Source organism: Cupriavidus sp. LA-1, from assembly GCF_055385985.1.
In genome coordinates this window covers 15,902-32,268 of sequence record NZ_AP031387.1, presented here as the reverse complement: position 1 = coordinate 32,268, position 16,367 = coordinate 15,902, and the positions used below count along the sequence as shown (strand labels likewise).

General features: G+C 65.1%; 11 protein-coding genes. 1 reads left to right on the top strand and 10 read right to left on the bottom strand.

Annotated features, from left to right (window positions below):
- From ACZ5MJ_RS00140 to ACZ5MJ_RS00130, 3 genes are all read right to left on the bottom strand, one after another.
- A complete protein-coding gene (locus tag ACZ5MJ_RS00140; protein ID WP_464221518.1) occupies positions 1 to 1,242 on the bottom strand; it encodes a styrene monooxygenase/indole monooxygenase family protein in 1,242 nt (413 codons plus the stop codon).
- Positions 1,243 to 1,275: 33 nt separating this feature from the next.
- Positions 1,276 to 2,064 carry an SDR family oxidoreductase gene (locus ACZ5MJ_RS00135; protein WP_464221517.1) on the bottom strand — a complete coding sequence of 263 codons (789 nt, stop codon included), beginning with the start codon at positions 2,062 to 2,064 and terminating at the stop codon, positions 1,276 to 1,278.
- An 84-nt stretch (positions 2,065 to 2,148) separates the two neighbouring features.
- Complete coding sequence (locus ACZ5MJ_RS00130) at positions 2,149 to 3,378, bottom strand: dienelactone hydrolase family protein (RefSeq protein ID WP_464221516.1); 1,230 nt, start codon at positions 3,376 to 3,378, stop codon at positions 2,149 to 2,151.
- 281 nt (positions 3,379 to 3,659) lie between these two features.
- Here ACZ5MJ_RS00130 and ACZ5MJ_RS00125 point away from each other — a divergent pair, with 281 nt between their 5' ends.
- The gene (locus tag ACZ5MJ_RS00125; RefSeq protein ID WP_464221514.1) at positions 3,660 to 4,673 is read left to right on the top strand and encodes an AraC family transcriptional regulator; all 1,014 of its coding nucleotides are present in this window, start codon (positions 3,660 to 3,662) and stop codon (positions 4,671 to 4,673) included.
- Positions 4,674 to 4,766: 93 nt separating this feature from the next.
- Here the strand turns inward: ACZ5MJ_RS00125 and rpsJ are convergent, their stop codons facing one another.
- The 7 genes from rpsJ to rpoC form a co-directional block, all read right to left on the bottom strand.
- A complete protein-coding gene (gene rpsJ / locus ACZ5MJ_RS00120; RefSeq protein WP_006160488.1) occupies positions 4,767 to 5,075 on the bottom strand; it encodes a 30S ribosomal protein S10 in 309 nt (102 codons plus the stop codon).
- Positions 5,076 to 5,152: 77 nt separating this feature from the next.
- A complete protein-coding gene (tuf, locus tag ACZ5MJ_RS00115) occupies positions 5,153 to 6,343 on the bottom strand; it encodes an elongation factor Tu (RefSeq protein ID WP_464221500.1) in 1,191 nt (396 codons plus the stop codon).
- Positions 6,344 to 6,422: 79 nt separating this feature from the next.
- Complete coding sequence (gene fusA / locus ACZ5MJ_RS00110; protein WP_464221512.1) at positions 6,423 to 8,531, bottom strand: elongation factor G; 2,109 nt, start codon at positions 8,529 to 8,531, stop codon at positions 6,423 to 6,425.
- Between the two features lie 117 nt (positions 8,532 to 8,648).
- Positions 8,649 to 9,119: a 30S ribosomal protein S7 gene (rpsG, locus tag ACZ5MJ_RS00105; RefSeq protein WP_010810459.1), complete on the bottom strand. Its 471-nt coding sequence runs from the start codon at positions 9,117 to 9,119 to the stop codon at positions 8,649 to 8,651.
- A gap of 225 nt (positions 9,120 to 9,344) precedes the next feature.
- The gene (gene rpsL / locus ACZ5MJ_RS00100) at positions 9,345 to 9,722 is read right to left on the bottom strand and encodes a 30S ribosomal protein S12 (RefSeq protein ID WP_010810460.1); all 378 of its coding nucleotides are present in this window, start codon (positions 9,720 to 9,722) and stop codon (positions 9,345 to 9,347) included.
- A gap of 351 nt (positions 9,723 to 10,073) precedes the next feature.
- Positions 10,074 to 11,921 (bottom strand): DNA helicase RecQ, encoded by a 1,848-nt coding sequence (recQ, locus tag ACZ5MJ_RS00095; RefSeq protein WP_464223618.1) that lies wholly within the window; start codon positions 11,919 to 11,921, stop codon positions 10,074 to 10,076.
- A 185-nt stretch (positions 11,922 to 12,106) separates the two neighbouring features.
- Positions 12,107 to 16,351: a DNA-directed RNA polymerase subunit beta' gene (gene rpoC / locus ACZ5MJ_RS00090; protein ID WP_464221509.1), complete on the bottom strand. Its 4,245-nt coding sequence runs from the start codon at positions 16,349 to 16,351 to the stop codon at positions 12,107 to 12,109.
- Positions 16,352 to 16,367: the final 16 nt, after the last annotated feature.

The window sequence follows — 16,367 nt, the reverse complement described above, 5'->3', positions numbered from 1 at the left end:
TCAGGCTGCCTCGGCAACGTACTGGTTGATCAGCTGGTGGCAGGCCTGCGGATCGGTCCACCACGGGAAGTAATCCGGCGGGTTGTCGAAGCCGTTGGCGATGCGCGCGGCCAGCGCGGGGGCCTGGCCCGCCGCGCCCAGCAGCGCCAGGATGTGCGGCGGGGGCGGGGTCAGCAGTGTGTTAGTCCACGCCACCACGTCGCCGGCGTATTGCCAGTACTGGTCGAAGGTGCGCTCCATCCAGGCCTGGTCGTAGGGCTGGTCGCCGCGGGCCAGGATCGCATCCAGATAGACCTTGCAGCATTTGGCGGCATTGTTGGAGCCCTGCCCCGTGATCGGGTCGTTGACCACCACGGCATCGGCCATGCCGAACACCAGCCGCCCCGACGGCAGCGTCAGCACCGGCTTGCGCACCGTCGGCGCAAAGCGCCCGGCGAGGATGCCGTTATCATCGGTCAGCGCGACGCGCTCGCAGCGCTCGGCCTCCCATGGCAGGTAGGTCTGCAGGATGCGCAGGCTTTCGGCGAGGTGCTGCGCGGGCGTGCGCGCGTCGGCCCAGCGGTCCATCGGGCCGCCCGGGATGCCTTCAAACACCATGATCTCGCACGGCCCCGACAGCGTCAGCGCAGGGAAGACAAAGTATTCGCCCACGCCCGGGATCAGGTTGAAGCAGACCCGCGAGTACGGCGTGCGCGGCACCATGCCGGTCACATAGGTCAGCGCCAGCGCGCGCTGCGGCTTGTCGAAAGGACTGCGCGACGCATCGCGCTCGAAGCGGCCGACGATCTCGCCCTTGCCTGCGGCCAGCAACACCAGGTCATGCTCGCGCGTCAGGTCCTCCAGCTCGTCCACGCCGACATCGACGATGCGCAGGTCGCCGCCGCGCCCAACGAAGGTCTCCATCCATGCCGGCATCTTCAGGCGCTGGTCCACCGCCTGCGCGGGGCGGTCCAGCGGCGCGGCCCAGTCGATCGCGCGCGCGCCGGCCTGTTCCGGATGCGGCACGGCCAGGCCGATACCTTCCACCGGCGGGCAGGCATCGTCCCACCAGTTCAGCCCAAGCGCGCGCTCGGTCTGCAGCGCGCGGTCGAACATGCACTGGCTGGACATGACTTTGCCGCCGCGGATCTGCTCGGGCGTGCGGTTGGACAGCAGCGTGACCCGGTAGCCCTTGGCTTGCAGCCCGAGGGCCATTTGCAGGCCCGACTGGCCGGCCCCGACGATGGCGATGCTTTGGCTCATGACGTTGTCTCCCGAAGGATCGTTTGTTGGCGTTCAGCCGGCCAGCTTGCCGATGGCGGGCACGTTCTGCTCCGGGCCCATGGCGGAGTAGCCGCCATCGACGGCATAGTCGGCACCGGTAACGAAGCTGGCGTGGTCGGAACAGAGGAAGAGCACCACCTGTGCCACTTCGTCGGGCTCGCCGACGCGGCCCAGCAGGTGGAACGGCGCGGCCACCGCGTCGGTGCGGGCGCGGTTGCCGCCGCTGACTTCATCCATCAGCCGGCACCAGGTCCAGCCCGGCGACACCGCGTTCACGCGGATGCGGTCGGGCGCCAGGTCCATCGCCATGCTGCGCGTCAGCTGCGCAATGGCGGCTTTCGACACCGGGTAGAGCCAGCGCCCGGTCTGCGCCACCTTGGCCGAGATGCTGGTGAAGTTGACGATGGCCCCGCCGCCGCGCGCCCGCATATGCGGATGCACCGCCTGCGCCAGCATCACGCCCGACACCACATTGACGTCGAGCGCCGCCAGCCAGTCGGCACGGTTCGAGCGGAAGCCGTCATCGAGATAAGTGCAGGCCAGGTTGACCAGGCAGTCGATGCCGCCAAAATGCGGCACCACCTGTGCCACGGCGTCGCGGACCTGCTCGTCGCGGGTGATGTCGGTGGCGATGAAGCGCGCGTTCGCCCCCAGCTGCGCGGCCACGCGCTCGCCGTTGGCGGCATCGATATCGAAGATCGCCACGCGCGCGCCGGCCTCGACAAAGGCCCGCGCCACGCCGGCGCCGATCAGCGTGGCGCCGCCGGTGACGATGGCCACCTTGCCCTGCAGTCCTTTCATACTGGTCTCCTGTGCCGGCAACAGCCGGCGATGGTTGCGGGCGGGCCTCTGCGGGCCCGTTCCGGATCCGTGCCGCGACGCGGCCTACTTGCCTTCGCTCTGCTGCCAGCGCGCCATCAGCGTGTTCGACGGCAACGTCTCGTCCAGCAGCTTGCGCGCGGTCTCCACGCCCGCCACGGGCAAACCCGCCGGGTCCAGCTTGCCGATCTGCACCAGCACGCTGGCCTGGTCCCAGTAGATATGTTCGTGGTACAGCTTGTCGCCGCGGAACTTGACGATGGCGATCAGCGGGATCTCCACGCGCCTGCCTGTGGGTGGCACGCCGGGCAGCATCCAGTCGATCTCGCAGGTATGGGTGAAGCAGAACAGCATCTCGTCGACGATCTGCGTGGCCCCGACGGTGCGCGACAGCGGGATCAGCGTGGTGTCGGGCGGGTTGCTGTGCACGAAATGGTGCTGGTAGAAACGCCGCAGCTGCGCGTAGCCGACGCCGCCGGTCATGGTCGGGATATGGTTCACATACGGCTGCGGCACCATCGTCGCCATGGTGGCGTCGACATCGCGGGTGGCGAACTCATATTCGCAATGCTTGTCCCACAGCGCCGAGAAGTCATAGTGCGGCCCCATCTCGCCGCGCAGCGCGGCGATCGAGCGCTGGTGCGCCATCAGCGCCGAGGGCTTGTCGAAGTGCTCGCCGCCCACCCGCGCAAAGGCATGGTCGACGCCCGGGTAGACGTACACCTCGATGTTGTCCCGGCCAGCCAGCGCCTCGCGGATCGCGGCCTGCGCCTGCGGCGGGCAAAAGCCGTCCTGCTCCGCGATATGCAGCACCAGGCGGCCGCGCACGTTGGCGGCCTCGCCCAGCGCATGCTCGATGCCCACGCCGTAGTACGCCACCGCACAGGCCACGTCAGGCAGCCGGCAGGCCGCCAGGTAGGCGAGCTTGCCACCCAGGCAGAAGCCCAGCACGCCGGTCTGGCCGGCGCACTCCGGCCGCGCCCGCAGCGTCTCCAGCGCGGCGCCCACATCCTGCACACCCCTGACCACATCGAACTGCTGGTACAGGCCCAGCGCGCGCTGGAAGTCCTCGCCGCGGTCGGTCAGCTCGATCCCGCGCGCGATGCGCCAGAACAGGTCGGGCACCAGCACCGTATAGCCTTCCTCGGCGTAGTAGTCGGCCACCTGCCGCATGGTCGCGTTGACGCCGAAGATCTCCTGGCACAGCACGATGCCCGGGCCCTTGCCTGCCGCCGGGGTGGCGAAATAGCCGCTGAAACTGCCTTCGGGGGTCTGGATCTGGATGGTCTGGCCCATGGCCTGCGCTCCTTGTCGTTCTCTGTCCGGTGACTGCCCTGGTGTCGGGTGGGGCTGCCGTGCTGGCTTCCATCATGGTGGCTCCGCACCGCAGCAAGCTAGCCGCTGGGTGCAGCGGCTATCCGATTAGTGCAGGAAAGTGTGGCTTGGGTCAACGCGGCGCCGGGCCCGGGAAGCCGATCCGCTATAGTTGACCCGTGGACCATGCTGCGCGCATGGCGCCCCGGCACCGGTGCCGCGGACGCCGGCCAGCGCCGCGGACACGCCCGAGGAGCGAGACAATGCTGCAGCTGCCCCCCACTGCCAGGGCCCCGGCGCCGCTGGCCAATGCCCTGCTACACGATGCCGGCCGGCTGGTGTTCGCCTCCACCGACCTCGGGCAGACGCGCGCGGCGGTCGGCAAGGTCTTCAAGCCGCACCGGCTCGATATCCGCGGGTCCAGCCTGTCGGCCCGCATGCACCACGCGCCGCTGGGCGCGGTGTCGCTGAACCGGCTGGCCTACGGCGCCGATGTCACCATCGATCCGGGCCCGCTCGGAGACTTCCTGCTGGTGCAGATGCCGCTCAGCGGCCAGGCGGAGATCCGCTGCGGCAGCCAGCAGATGCTGTCGACGCCCGACTGCGCATCCGTGCTGACGCCCAGCGACCCGCTGCTGATGCGCTGGAGCGCCGACAACGACCAGCTGATCGTGCGCGTCGAGCGCAGCGCGCTGGAGCGCGTGTGCGCCGCCTATCTCGGCCATCGTCCGGACCAGCCGCTGCGCTTCCAGCTCGGCATGGCCTGGCGCAGCCCGGGCTGGCACCAGCTGATGGAATACCTGGCACAGATGCTGTCGGTCGCGCCGGAAGCCGCACGCCATCCGCTGACGGCGTGCCAGCTTGAGCAACTGGTGATCGGGACCCTGCTGACGCTGCAGCCGCACAGCCTGTCGGAGGCATTGCAGCAGCACGGCAAGCCGCTGGCGCCGCGCCATGTGAAGGTGGTCGAGGAATATATCCATGGCCATGCCGCCGCGGCGCTGACGCCGGCGCTGCTGGCCGAGGTGGCGGGCGTCAGCCTGCGCAGCCTGTATGCGGGATTCCGCGAGCACCGGGGCCTGAGCCCGATGGCCTACCTGCGCACCGTCCGGCTGGAACGGGTACGGCACGACCTGCTCAATGATACGGCGCTGTCGTCGGTGACCAGTGCCGCGCTGCGCTGGGGTTTTGCGCACCTGGGACGCTTCAGTGCCGACTATCGGCGCGTCTTCGGCGAATGCCCGGCTGAAACGCTGAAGCGGCGCGGCCGGGGCTAGTCGTTGCCGGCATTGGCACGCCGGAAAACAAAAACGGCGAACCGAGGTTCGCCGTTTTGCTGCAGCAGGCCGCCGACGCGGCCCGAAGCATGATTACACCTTGATCTCGACGTCCACGCCTGCCGGCAGGTCGAGCTTCATCAGCGCGTCAACGGTCTTGTCGGTCGGGTCGACGATGTCCATCAGGCGCTGGTGGGTGCGGATCTCGAACTGATCGCGGCTGGTCTTGTTGACGTGCGGCGAACGCAGGATGTCGAAGCGCTGGATGCGGGTCGGCAGGGGCACCGGGCCCTTGACGATCGCGCCGGTACGCTTGGCGGTATCCACGATTTCGGCGGCCGACTGGTCGATCAGGCGGTAGTCGAAAGCCTTCAGGCGGATACGGATCTTCTGGTTCTGCATGATATTTCCTTAAAAGAGCGATTGGGCAACGTGCCCGTTGAATGGGGACATGCCCGCGGGCATGTCCCAGGAAGTGCTTAGTCGAGGATCTTTGCCACGACGCCGGCGCCGACGGTACGGCCACCTTCGCGGATAGCGAAGCGCAGGCCTTCTTCCATGGCGATCGGGGCGATCAGCTTGACGGTGATCGACACGTTGTCACCCGGCATGACCATTTCCTTGTCCGCCGGCAGCTCGATCGAGCCAGTCACGTCGGTGGTACGGAAGTAGAACTGCGGGCGGTAGTTGTTGAAGAACGGGGTGTGACGGCCGCCTTCGTCCTTCGACAGGATGTACACCTCGCCGGTGAAGTGGGTGTGCGGCTTGATCGAACCCGGCTTGCACAGCACCTGGCCGCGCTCGACGTCTTCACGCTTGGTGCCGCGCAGCAGCAGACCGACGTTGTCGCCAGCCTGGCCCTGGTCCAGCAGCTTGCGGAACATTTCCACGCCGGTGCAGGTGGTCTTCACCGTCGGCTTGATACCAACGATTTCGATTTCTTCGCCGACCTTGATCACGCCGCGCTCGATACGGCCGGTCACCACCGTGCCGCGACCCGAGATCGAGAACACGTCTTCCACCGGCATCAGGAACGTACCGTCAACAGCGCGCTCCGGCGTCGGGATGTACGTGTCCAGCGCGTCGGCCAGGTTCATGATGGCCACTTCGCCCAGCTCGCCCTTGTCGCCTTCCAGCGCCAGCTTGGCCGAACCCTTGATGATCGGGGTGTCGTCGCCGGGGAACTCGTACTTCGAGAGCAGCTCGCGAACTTCCATCTCGACCAGCTCGAGCAGTTCAGCGTCGTCCACCATGTCGCACTTGTTCAGGAACACGATGATGTACGGCACGCCAACCTGACGGGCCAGCAGGATGTGCTCACGCGTTTGCGGCATCGGGCCGTCAGCGGCCGAGCAAACCAGGATTGCGCCGTCCATCTGCGCTGCGCCCGTGATCATGTTCTTCACATAGTCAGCGTGGCCCGGGCAGTCAACGTGCGCGTAGTGGCGGTTGGCCGTCTCGTACTCGACGTGGGCGGTATTGATGGTAATACCGCGTGCCTTCTCTTCCGGCGCTGCGTCGATTTCGTCGTACTTCTTGGCGGCACCGCCGAACTTCGCTGCCAGCACCGTGGCGATCGCTGCGGTCAGCGTGGTCTTGCCATGGTCAACGTGACCAATCGTACCAACGTTCACGTGCGGCTTGGTCCGCTCGAACTTTTCCTTTGCCATGTTTCAGCTCCTAATGGAATACAGTCTGATTCGATTCATTGCGCCGCCACGCAGGTCATGCGTGGCGGTGCAGCGTTTATTACTTGCCCTTGGCCGTCATCACGGCTTCGGCGATGTTCTTCGGTGCTTCTGCGTAGTGCTTGAATTCCATGGTGTACGTGGCACGGCCTTGCGTGGCCGAGCGCAGCGACGTGGAATAACCGAACATTTCCGACAGCGGGACTTCGGCCTTGATGATCTTGCCGCCGCCCACCATGTCGTCCATGCCCTGCACGATGCCGCGGCGGGACGACAAGTCGCCCATCACGGTACCCGTGTAGTCTTCCGGCGTTTCCACTTCCACGGCCATCATCGGCTCGAGCAGAACCGGGCTGGCCTTGCGCATGGCTTCCTTGAAAGCCATCGAGCCGGCCATGCGGAACGCGTTTTCGTTCGAGTCCACGTCGTGGTACGAACCGAACGTCAGCGTGACCTTCACGTCCACCACCGGGAAGCCAGCCAGGATACCGTTCGGCAGCGTGTCGACGATACCCTTTTCGACCGCCGGGATGTATTCGCGAGGAATCACACCGCCCTTGATGGCGTCGATGAACTCGAAGCCCTTGCCCGGCTCTTGCGGTTCCAGCGTGATCACAGCGTGACCGTACTGGCCGCGGCCGCCCGACTGCTTGACGAACTTGCCCTCGACACCTTCGGCCGTCTTGCGAATGGTTTCGCGGTAGGCCACCTGCGGCGCGCCGATGTTGGCTTCCACGCCGAATTCGCGCTTCATGCGGTCGACCAGAATTTCGAGGTGGAGCTCGCCCATGCCCGAAATGATGGTCTGACCCGATTCTTCATCGGTACGCACGCGGAACGACGGATCTTCAGCGGCCAGGCGGTTCAGGGCGATGCCCATCTTTTCCTGGTCAGCCTTGGTCTTCGGCTCGACGGCCTGCGAGATCACCGGCTCCGGGAACACCATGCGCTCGAGCACGATCGGTGCAGCCGGATCGCACAGCGTGTCGCCCGTGGTGGCGTCCTTCAGACCCACTGCAGCGGCGATGTCGCCGGCCAGCACTTCCTTGATTTCTTCGCGCTGGTTGGCATGCATCTGCAGAATACGGCCGAGGCGTTCCTTCTTGCCCTTGACCGGGTTGTACACGGTGTCGCCCGAATTGATCTTGCCCGAGTAGACGCGGAAGAAGATCAGCTGACCAACGAACGGGTCGGTCATGATCTTGAACGCCAGTGCCGAGAACTTTTCGCTGTCGTCAGCCTTGCGTTCGAGCTTCTTCTCGCTGTCGTCCTCGTCCGTGCCCGTAACCGGCGGAATGTCGACCGGCGACGGCAGGAAGTCGATCACGGCGTCGAGCATGCGCTGCACGCCCTTGTTCTTGAACGCGGTGCCGCACAGCATCGGCTGGATTTCGCAGGCGATGGTACGGTCACGCAGCGCCTTGACGATCTCGGCGCGGGTCAGCTCTTCGCCGCCCAGGTACTTTTCCATCAGCTCTTCGCTGGCTTCGGCCGCGGACTCGACCATCTTCTCGCGCCATTCGTCAGCGGTGGCTTGCAGCTCGGCCGGGATGTCCTGGTATTCGAACTTCACGCCCTGGCTGGCTTCGTCCCAGATGATCGCCTTCATTTCCAGCAGATCGACGACGCCCTGGAAGCCGTCTTCAGCGCCGATCGGCACCACGACGGGCACCGGGTTGGCCTTCAGGCGGGTCTTCAGCTGGTCGTAGACCTTGAAGAAGTTCGCGCCGGTACGGTCCATCTTGTTGACGAACGCCAGACGCGGCACCTTGTACTTGTTGGCCTGACGCCAGACGGTTTCCGACTGCGGCTGCACGCCACCCACTGCGCAGTACACCATGCACGCGCCGTCCAGCACGCGCATGGAACGCTCCACCTCGATGGTGAAGTCCACGTGGCCCGGGGTGTCGATGATGTTGAAGCGGTGCTCGGGGTAGTTGCCGCCCATGCCCTTCCAGAAGGCGGTGGTAGCAGCGGAGGTGATCGTGATGCCACGCTCCTGCTCCTGCTCCATCCAGTCCATGGTGGCGGCGCCATCATGCACTTCACCGATCTTGTGGTTCACACCGGTGTAGAACAGGATCCGCTCGGTCGTGGTGGTTTTACCCGCGTCAATGTGAGCCGAAATACCGATGTTACGGTAGCGCTCAATAGGAGTCTTACGAGCCACTTTAATCCTCTATTCGTCCGTGAGGCGCCGGCATCTCATTGCCCGCGCCCCTAACACAAACGGGCGAGGTGTGTAAAAACACAGCCCGCCCGGCAACCAACAAACGCTATCGCGCGCTTAGAAGCGGAAATGCGAGAACGCCTTGTTGGCTTCGGCCATGCGGTGCACTTCGTCGCGCTTCTTCATTGCGCCGCCACGGCCTTCCGATGCTTCCAGCAGCTCACCTGCCAGGCGCAGCGCCATCGACTTCTCGCTGCGTTTCTTCGCGGCCTCGCGCAGCCAACGCATCGCCAATGCCAGACGACGCGACGGACGGACTTCGACCGGAACCTGATAGTTGGCGCCGCCCACGCGACGGCTCTTCACTTCCACCACCGGCTTCACGTTGTTGATCGCAACGGAGAACACTTCGATGGGGGCCTTGCCTGCCTTCTTTTCGATCTGGTCGAACGCGCCATAGACGATACGTTCGGCAACCGACTTCTTGCCGTCCAGCATCAGCACGTTCATGAACTTGGCAACTTCAACGTTACCGAACTTCGGATCAGGCAGAACATCCCGCTTGGGGACTTCACGACGACGTGGCATCTTCTTTCCTTTAGATTCAGTTGAGAGCGCGGTCAGTTGTTCCCGCTCTCCGGCCACCAACTAGCTTGCATGCAAAAGACAGCAAATTCGCCGGGTGACCACTTACTCGACGGCACGGTGCCAAAAAAGGCGTTCCGTTGTACCGCCGCCTGGTGACAGCACCATGACTCGCGCCACAGGCTATCGTCTGTTGCTTCGGGTCTTTCCGACCCAGGCTACCGTAGCTTAGGCTGCCTTCGGACGCTTCGCGCCGTACTTCGAACGAGCCTGCTTGCGGTCCTTCACGCCTTGCAGGTCGAGCGAGCCACGGACGATGTGGTAACGCACACCCGGCAGATCCTTCACACGGCCGCCGCGGATCAGCACGACCGAGTGTTCCTGCAGGTTGTGGCCTTCACCGCCGATGTACGAAATGACTTCGAAACCGTTGGTCAGGCGCACCTTGGCGACCTTACGCAGTGCCGAGTTCGGCTTCTTCGGCGTCGTGGTGTACACGCGGGTGCACACGCCGCGACGCTGCGGGCAGTTCTCAAGCGCCGGGCTCTTGCTCTTGACGACTTCAGAGACGCGCGGCTTGCGAACCAGTTGGTTGATAGTTGGCATTGTTCAATCCAGCTTGGTTTTTACGAAAAACGCCCTTCGCACCGGCAGCTACGCCGAAATGGAAAGGCAACTACGGGTTTTGGGCGGGAGAGGTGAGCGGACGCGCTCTGGAGACGGGACTGTGCGGTAACAGCATGCCAAAGAGCGCGAGCCGGCACCCGGATCCCGCGTCTGCCGCCACCCGTCCATGGAAACCCAGTCCGGAAGGCTTGCCGGCAGCGGCCTCAAGGCCACTTCTCCGACGGGCGAGCGAAATCCAAAGCCAAAAACTCGAATCTGGCATCCTAGCAGCGGAATCGTATACCGTCAAGCCGTATACCCGACCTGGAACGGGGTGGCGCGAGTCGCCCGTCAAACCCCGCGCAGGGCTTCCAGGATGGACTGTCCGTAGCGCTCCAGCTTGGATGCACCAATACCGGGAATCCCCTGCATGGCCGACAGGGAACCCGGTGCGGTCCGGGCCAGCTCCGCCAGCGTCGCATCGTGGAAGATGACATAGGCCGGCACCCCATGCTCGCGCGCGGCTTCGGTGCGCCAGCGGCGCAGCACCTCCCAGTTGGCCAGCGTGTCGGCATCCATGTCGGCGGTGTGGTCGGTGCGGGTACCGCGCGCGGCCCGCTCGCCCGACTTGCCGGGCTTGGTGGCCTGGCGGCGCAGGATGATCTGGCGTTCGCCCTTGAGCACCGCGCGGGCGTCCTCGCCCAGCAGCAGCGCACCGTGGCCGCCATGGTCGATGGTCAGCAGGCCCTGGGCGATCAGCTGGCGGAATACGGTATGCCACTCATGCACCGAGCGGTCCTTGCCGATGCCGAAGGTGGACACCTTGTCGTGCCCCCACTGGCGGATCTTTTCGGAGGCATTGCCGCGCAGCACGTCGATCAGGTGGGTGGCGCCAAAGTGCACGCGGCTCGCCTGCGCGGTGCGGTAGACACAGGACAGCGCCATCTGCGCCTCGCGCGTGCCGTCCCAGGTGGCGGGCGGCTCCAGGCAGGTATCGCAGTTGCCGCAGGGTTCGCTGGCCTCGTTGAAATACGCCAGGATGCGCACACGCCGGCAACCGGCGGTCTCGCACAGGCCCAGCAGCGCATCGAGCTTGGAAGACGACACGCGCTTGAAGGCCTCGTCCGCCTCGGACTCGTCGATCATGCGCTTCTGCTGCACCACGTCGCCCAGGCCGTAGGCCATCCAGGCATTGGCCGGCAGCCCGTCGCGACCGGCGCGGCCGGTTTCCTGGTAGTAGCCCTCCATGCTCTTGGGCAGGTCCAGGTGGGCGACAAAGCGCACGTCGGGCTTGTCGATGCCCATGCCGAAGGCGATCGTGGCCACCATCACCAGCCCTTCTTCCTCGCGAAAGCGCGCCTGGTGGTGCTGGCGCACCTGCGCATCCATGCCGGCGTGGTAGCCCAGCGCATTGATGCCCTGCCCGCTCAGCCACTGCGCCGTGTCCTCCACCTTCTTGCGCGACAGGCAATAGACGATGCCGCTGTCATGGGTGCCGTCGGCCGCGGTGTGCTCGGCCTTGATGAAGGCCAGCAACTGCTGGCGCGCATTGTCCTTCTCGACAATGCGGTAGCGGATATTGGGCCGGTCGAAGCTGGAGATGAAGACACGCGCATCGTGCAGCGCCAGGCGCTCGATGATCTCGTCGCGCGTGAGCGCGTCGGCGGTCGCGGTCAGCGCGATGCGCGGCACATACGGGAAGCGCTCGTGCAGCACCGACAGCTGGATGTACTCAGGCCGGAAGTCATGGCCCCACTGCGACACGCAGTGCGCTTCGTCGATGGCGAAGAGCCCGACGCGCGTGCGCTCGAGCAGGTCGAGGAAGCGCGGCGTCATCAGCCGTTCCGGCGCCACGTAGAGAATCTCGATGCGGCCGGCCAGCAGGTCGCGCTCGACCGCCGAGGCCTCGGCCCCGGTCAGCGTCGAATTGAGCACCGCGGCACGCACGCCGGCTTCGGTCAGCGCCGCGACCTGGTCCTGCATCAGCGCGATCAGCGGCGACACCACGATGCCGACGCCGTCGCCGGCGCGCTGGCGCAGCAGCGCCGGGATCTGGTAGCACAGCGACTTGCCGCCGCCGGTCGGCATCAGTACCAGGCAGTCGCCGCCCGTCGCGACGTGGTCGATGATCTCGGCCTGGCGCCCGCGGAAGGCGTGGTAGCCGAAGACATCTTTGAGGATCGCCAGCGCGTGCGACATAGACAACGGAATTGCTGAAGCCGGAAAAGCCGTAACCATACCACTAAGGTGGCCCGCTTCCGTGCTCGCCGGGCAAACAGTCCGATCTTTCTCACGACAGCGCCACCGGCGAGCGGACAAAAAAAAGCCCGGCTGGATCAGCCGGGCTTTGGCCCGCCTTGCGGCGGGATCTGTCTCTACTGCGGTCAGGCGTTGTCGCCTTCACCCTCGGTCGCCTGCACCACCGGCGTCGGCTCGATGAAGAGCGACTGCTCTTCTTCGGCGATCGCCTGGGCGCGTTCGCGCTCGGAGGCCTCGCGCGCCTTGCGGGCACGATGGTAGGCCAGGCCGGTACCGGCCGGGATCAGACGGCCGACGATCACGTTTTCCTTCAGACCACGCAGGTCGTCGGTCTTGCCCATGATCGCGGCTTCGGTCAGCACGCGGGTGGTTTCCTGGAACGATGCCGCCGAGATGAAGCTGTCGGTCGACAGCGACGCCTTGGTGATACCGAGCAGCAGGTTCTCGTACGTGGCCGGACGCTTGCCTTCGGCGATCACGCGATCGTTCTCGTCGAGCAGTTCCGAACGCTCCACCTGTTCACCCGGGATGAACTTGGTGTCGCCCACGTCGGCGATCTGGACGCGGCGCAGCATCTGGCGAACGATCACCTCGATGTGCTTGTCGTTGATCTTCACGCCCTGCAGACGGTACACGTCCTGGACTTCGTCGACGATGTAGTGCGCCAGCTCTTCGATGCCCTTCAGGCGCAGGATGTCGTGCGGGTCCGCCGGACCTTCCACGATCATTTCGCCCTTGTTCACCACCTGGCCGTCGTGCACCAGCACCTGCTTTTCCTTCGCGATCAGGAACTCGTGGGCATTGCCGTCCAGGTCGGTGATGACCAGGCGCTGCTTGCCCTTGGTGTCCTTGCCGAACGAGGTCGTGCCGGTGACTTCCGCCAGCACGGCGGCGTCCTTCGGCGAACGCGCTTCGAACAGCTCGGCCACACGCGGCAGACCACCGGTAATGTCGCGGGTCTTCTGCGATTCGGTCGGGATACGCGCGAGCACTTCACCCACGTGCACCTGCTGGCCGTCCTTCACCGTGATCAGCGCGCCCACCTGGAAGCCAATGGTCACGGAGTGGTCCGTGCCCGGGATCTTCACTTCCTGGCCGGCGGCGTCGAGCAGCTTCACCTGCGGGCGGATGCCCTTGGTGGCAGCCGTGCGGCGCTTGGCATCGATCACCACCAGGGTCGACAGGCCCGTCACTTCGTCCATCTGCTTGGCGACGGTCACGCCTTCTTCGACGTTCTCGAACTTGGTCGTACCGGTGTATTCCGACACGATCGGGCGCGTCAGCGCATCCCACGTGGCCAGCTGCGTGCCAGCCTTGATGGCCTGGCCGTCCTGCACCAGCAGCGTGGCGCCGTACGGGATCTTGTGGCGCTCGCGCTCGCGGCCGTGGTCGTCGGTGATCAGCGCCTCGCCCGAACGCGAGATGACGATCAGTTCGCCCTTCGCATTGGTGACGTAACGCATGGTCGCCGTGAAACGCACGGTACCGGTTGCCTTGGCCTCCACGCTCGATGCCACTGCCGCACGCGATGCCGCACCACCGATGTGGAACGTACGCATGGTCAGCTGCGTGCCCGGCTCACCGATCGACTGGGCGGCAATCACGCCCACCGCTTCGCCGGAGTTCACCAGTACGCCGCGGCCCAGGTCGCGGCCATAGCACTTGCCGCACAGGCCGTAGCGCGTGTCGCACGACAGCGGGGTGCGGACCTTGACTTCGTCCACGCCGATCGCGTCGATCAGGTCGACCAGGTCTTCGTCCAGCAGCGTGCCGGTCTCGATCGCGGTTTCCTGGGTTTCCGGGTTCACCACGTCGGCCACGGTCACGCGGCCGAGGATACGGTCGCGCAGGGCTTCGATCACTTCACCGCCTTCGACCAGGGCCTTCATGGCCACGCCGTTGGTGGTGCCGCAATCGTCTTCGACCACGACCAGATCCTGCGTCACGTCGACCAGACGACGGGTCAGGTAACCCGAGTTGGCGGTCTTCAGTGCCGTATCGGCCAGGCCCTTACGGGCGCCGTGGGTCGAGATGAAGTACTGCAGAACGTTCAGGCCTTCACGGAAGTTCGCCGTAATCGGCGTTTCAATGATCGAGCCATCCGGCTTGGCCATCAGGCCACGCATACCGGCCAGCTGGCGGATCTGCGCGGCGGAACCCCGTGCGCCCGAGTCGGCCATCATGTAGATGGAGTTGAACGACTCTTGCTTCACGGTCTTGCCTTCGCGGTCGACCACGTCTTCGTGCTGGAGCTGCTCCATCATCGCCTTGCCCACCTGGTCGCCGGCGGCGCCCCAGATGTCCACGACGTTGTTGTAGCGTTCCTGGTCGGTCACCAGACCCGACATGTACTGCTTGTCGTATTCCTTCACCTTGGCCGAGGCCTCGGCGATGATCTTTTCCTTCTGCGGCGGCACCAGCATGTCGTCGATGGCGATCGAGATACCGGCGCGGGTTGCCAGGCGGAAGCCCGACTGCAGCAGCTTGTCGGCGAAGATCACGGTCTCGCGCAGGCCGCACTTGCGGAACGCGGTGTTGATCAGGCGCGAGATTTCCTTCTTCTTCAGCGGCTTGTTCAGCACCGAGAACGGCAGGCCCTTGGGCAGGATCTCGGACAGGATCGCGCGGCCGACCGTGGTGGCCTGCAGCGTGATCTTGGGTGCGAAACGGGCGTCGCCTTCGGCGTCCTTGTCGACCAGCTCATACTCGGTGATACGCACGTTCACGCGCGAAGCCAGTTCGACTTCCTTGTTCTCGTAGGCGCGGATCACTTCGCTGATGTCGGCAAAGGTCATGCCCTCGCCGCGGCCGTTGATCTTGTCGCGGGTCGTGTAGTACAGACCCAGCACCACGTCTTGCGACGGCACGATCGACGGGTCGCCGTTGGCCGGGAACAGCACGTTGTTGGAGGCCAGCATCAGGGTGCGGGCTTCCATCTGCGCTTCCAGCGACAGCGGGACGTGGACAGCCATCTGGTCACCGTCGAAGTCGGCGTTGAACGCCGCGCAGACCAGCGGGTGCAGCTGGATGGCCTTGCCTTCGATCAGCACCGGCTCGAACGCCTGGATGCCCAGGCGGTGCAGCGTCGGCGCACGGTTCAGCATCACCGGGTGCTCGCGGATCACCTCTTCGAGGATGTCCCACACCACCGGGGTCTGGCTTTCGACTTCCTTCTTCGCCGCCTTGATGGTGGTGGCGATGCCCATCGTTTCCAGCTTGTGGAAAATGAAGGGCTTGAACAGCTCGAGCGCCATCAGCTTGGGCAGGCCGCACTGGTGCAGCTTGAGCGTCGGGCCCACCACGATGACCGAACGGCCCGAGTAGTCGACGCGCTTGCCCAGCAGGTTCTGACGGAAACGGCCGCCCTTGCCCTTGATCATTTCGGCCAGGGACTTCAGCGGACGCTTGTTGGCACCGGTCATCGCCTTGCCGCGACGGCCGTTGTCCAGCAGCGAGTCAACCGCTTCCTGCAGCATGCGCTTTTCGTTGCGCACGATGATCTCGGGCGCCTTCAGTTCCAGCAGGCGCTTCAGGCGGTTGTTACGGTTGATGACGCGGCGATACAGGTCGTTCAGGTCCGAGGTCGCGAAGCGGCCGCCGTCCAGCGGCACCAGCGGACGCAGCTCGGGCGGCAGCACCGGCAGCACTTCGAGGATCATCCACTCGGGCTTGATGCCCGAACGCTGGAAGGCCTCGAGCACCTTCAGGCGCTTGGCGAACTTCTTGATCTTGGCTTCGGAGCCGGTGGCCTGCAGCTCGGCGCGGATCTGTTCGATCTGCTTCTCGATGTCGATGCCGCGCAGCAGTTCACGGATGCCCTCGGCACCCATCATGGCGACGAACTCGCCCTCGCCGTACTCGTCGCACTTCGCGAGGTAGTCGTCTTCGGACATGATCTGGCTCTTCTTGAGCGGGGTCATGCCGGGTTCGAGCACCACGAATGCTTCAAAGTACAGCACGCGCTCGATGTCGCGCAGCGTCATGTCCAGGACCATGCCCAGGCGCGACGGCAGCGACTTCAGGAACCAGATGTGCGCGGTCGGCGCGGCCAGTTCGATATGGCCCATGCGCTCGCGGCGCACCTTGGCCAGCGTCACTTCAACGCCGCACTTCTCGCAGATCACGCCACGGTGCTTCAGGCGCTTGTACTTGCCGCACAGGCACTCGTAGTCCTTGATCGGGCCAAAGATCTTGGCGCAGAACAGGCCGTCGCGTTCCGGCTTGAACGTACGGTAGTTGATCGTTTCCGGCTTCTTCACTTCGCCGTACGACCACGAACGGATCTTTTCGGGCGAGGCCAGGCCGATCTTGATCGCGTCGAACTGCTCTTCCTGCTGTACCTGCTTAAAGAGATCGAGCAATGCTTTCATTGCAACTCCTTGTTTC

Coding starts and splice junctions, on each gene's coding strand:
- ACZ5MJ_RS00140 (WP_464221518.1), bottom strand. CDS start 1,242: ATGAGCCAAAGCATCGCCATCGTCGGGGCCGGCCAGTCGGGCCTGCAA.
- ACZ5MJ_RS00135 (WP_464221517.1), bottom strand. CDS start 2,064: ATGAAAGGACTGCAGGGCAAGGTGGCCATCGTCACCGGCGGCGCCACG.
- ACZ5MJ_RS00130 (WP_464221516.1), bottom strand. CDS start 3,378: ATGGGCCAGACCATCCAGATCCAGACCCCCGAAGGCAGTTTCAGCGGC.
- ACZ5MJ_RS00125 (WP_464221514.1), top strand. CDS start 3,660: ATGCTGCAGCTGCCCCCCACTGCCAGGGCCCCGGCGCCGCTGGCCAAT.
- rpsJ (WP_006160488.1), bottom strand. CDS start 5,075: ATGCAGAACCAGAAGATCCGTATCCGCCTGAAGGCTTTCGACTACCGC.
- tuf (WP_464221500.1), bottom strand. CDS start 6,343: ATGGCAAAGGAAAAGTTCGAGCGGACCAAGCCGCACGTGAACGTTGGT.
- rpsG (WP_010810459.1), bottom strand. CDS start 9,119: ATGCCACGTCGTCGTGAAGTCCCCAAGCGGGATGTTCTGCCTGATCCG.
- rpsL (WP_010810460.1), bottom strand. CDS start 9,722: ATGCCAACTATCAACCAACTGGTTCGCAAGCCGCGCGTCTCTGAAGTC.
- recQ (WP_464223618.1), bottom strand. CDS start 11,921: ATGTCGCACGCGCTGGCGATCCTCAAAGATGTCTTCGGCTACCACGCC.
- rpoC (WP_464221509.1), bottom strand. CDS start 16,351: ATGAAAGCATTGCTCGATCTCTTTAAGCAGGTACAGCAGGAAGAGCAG.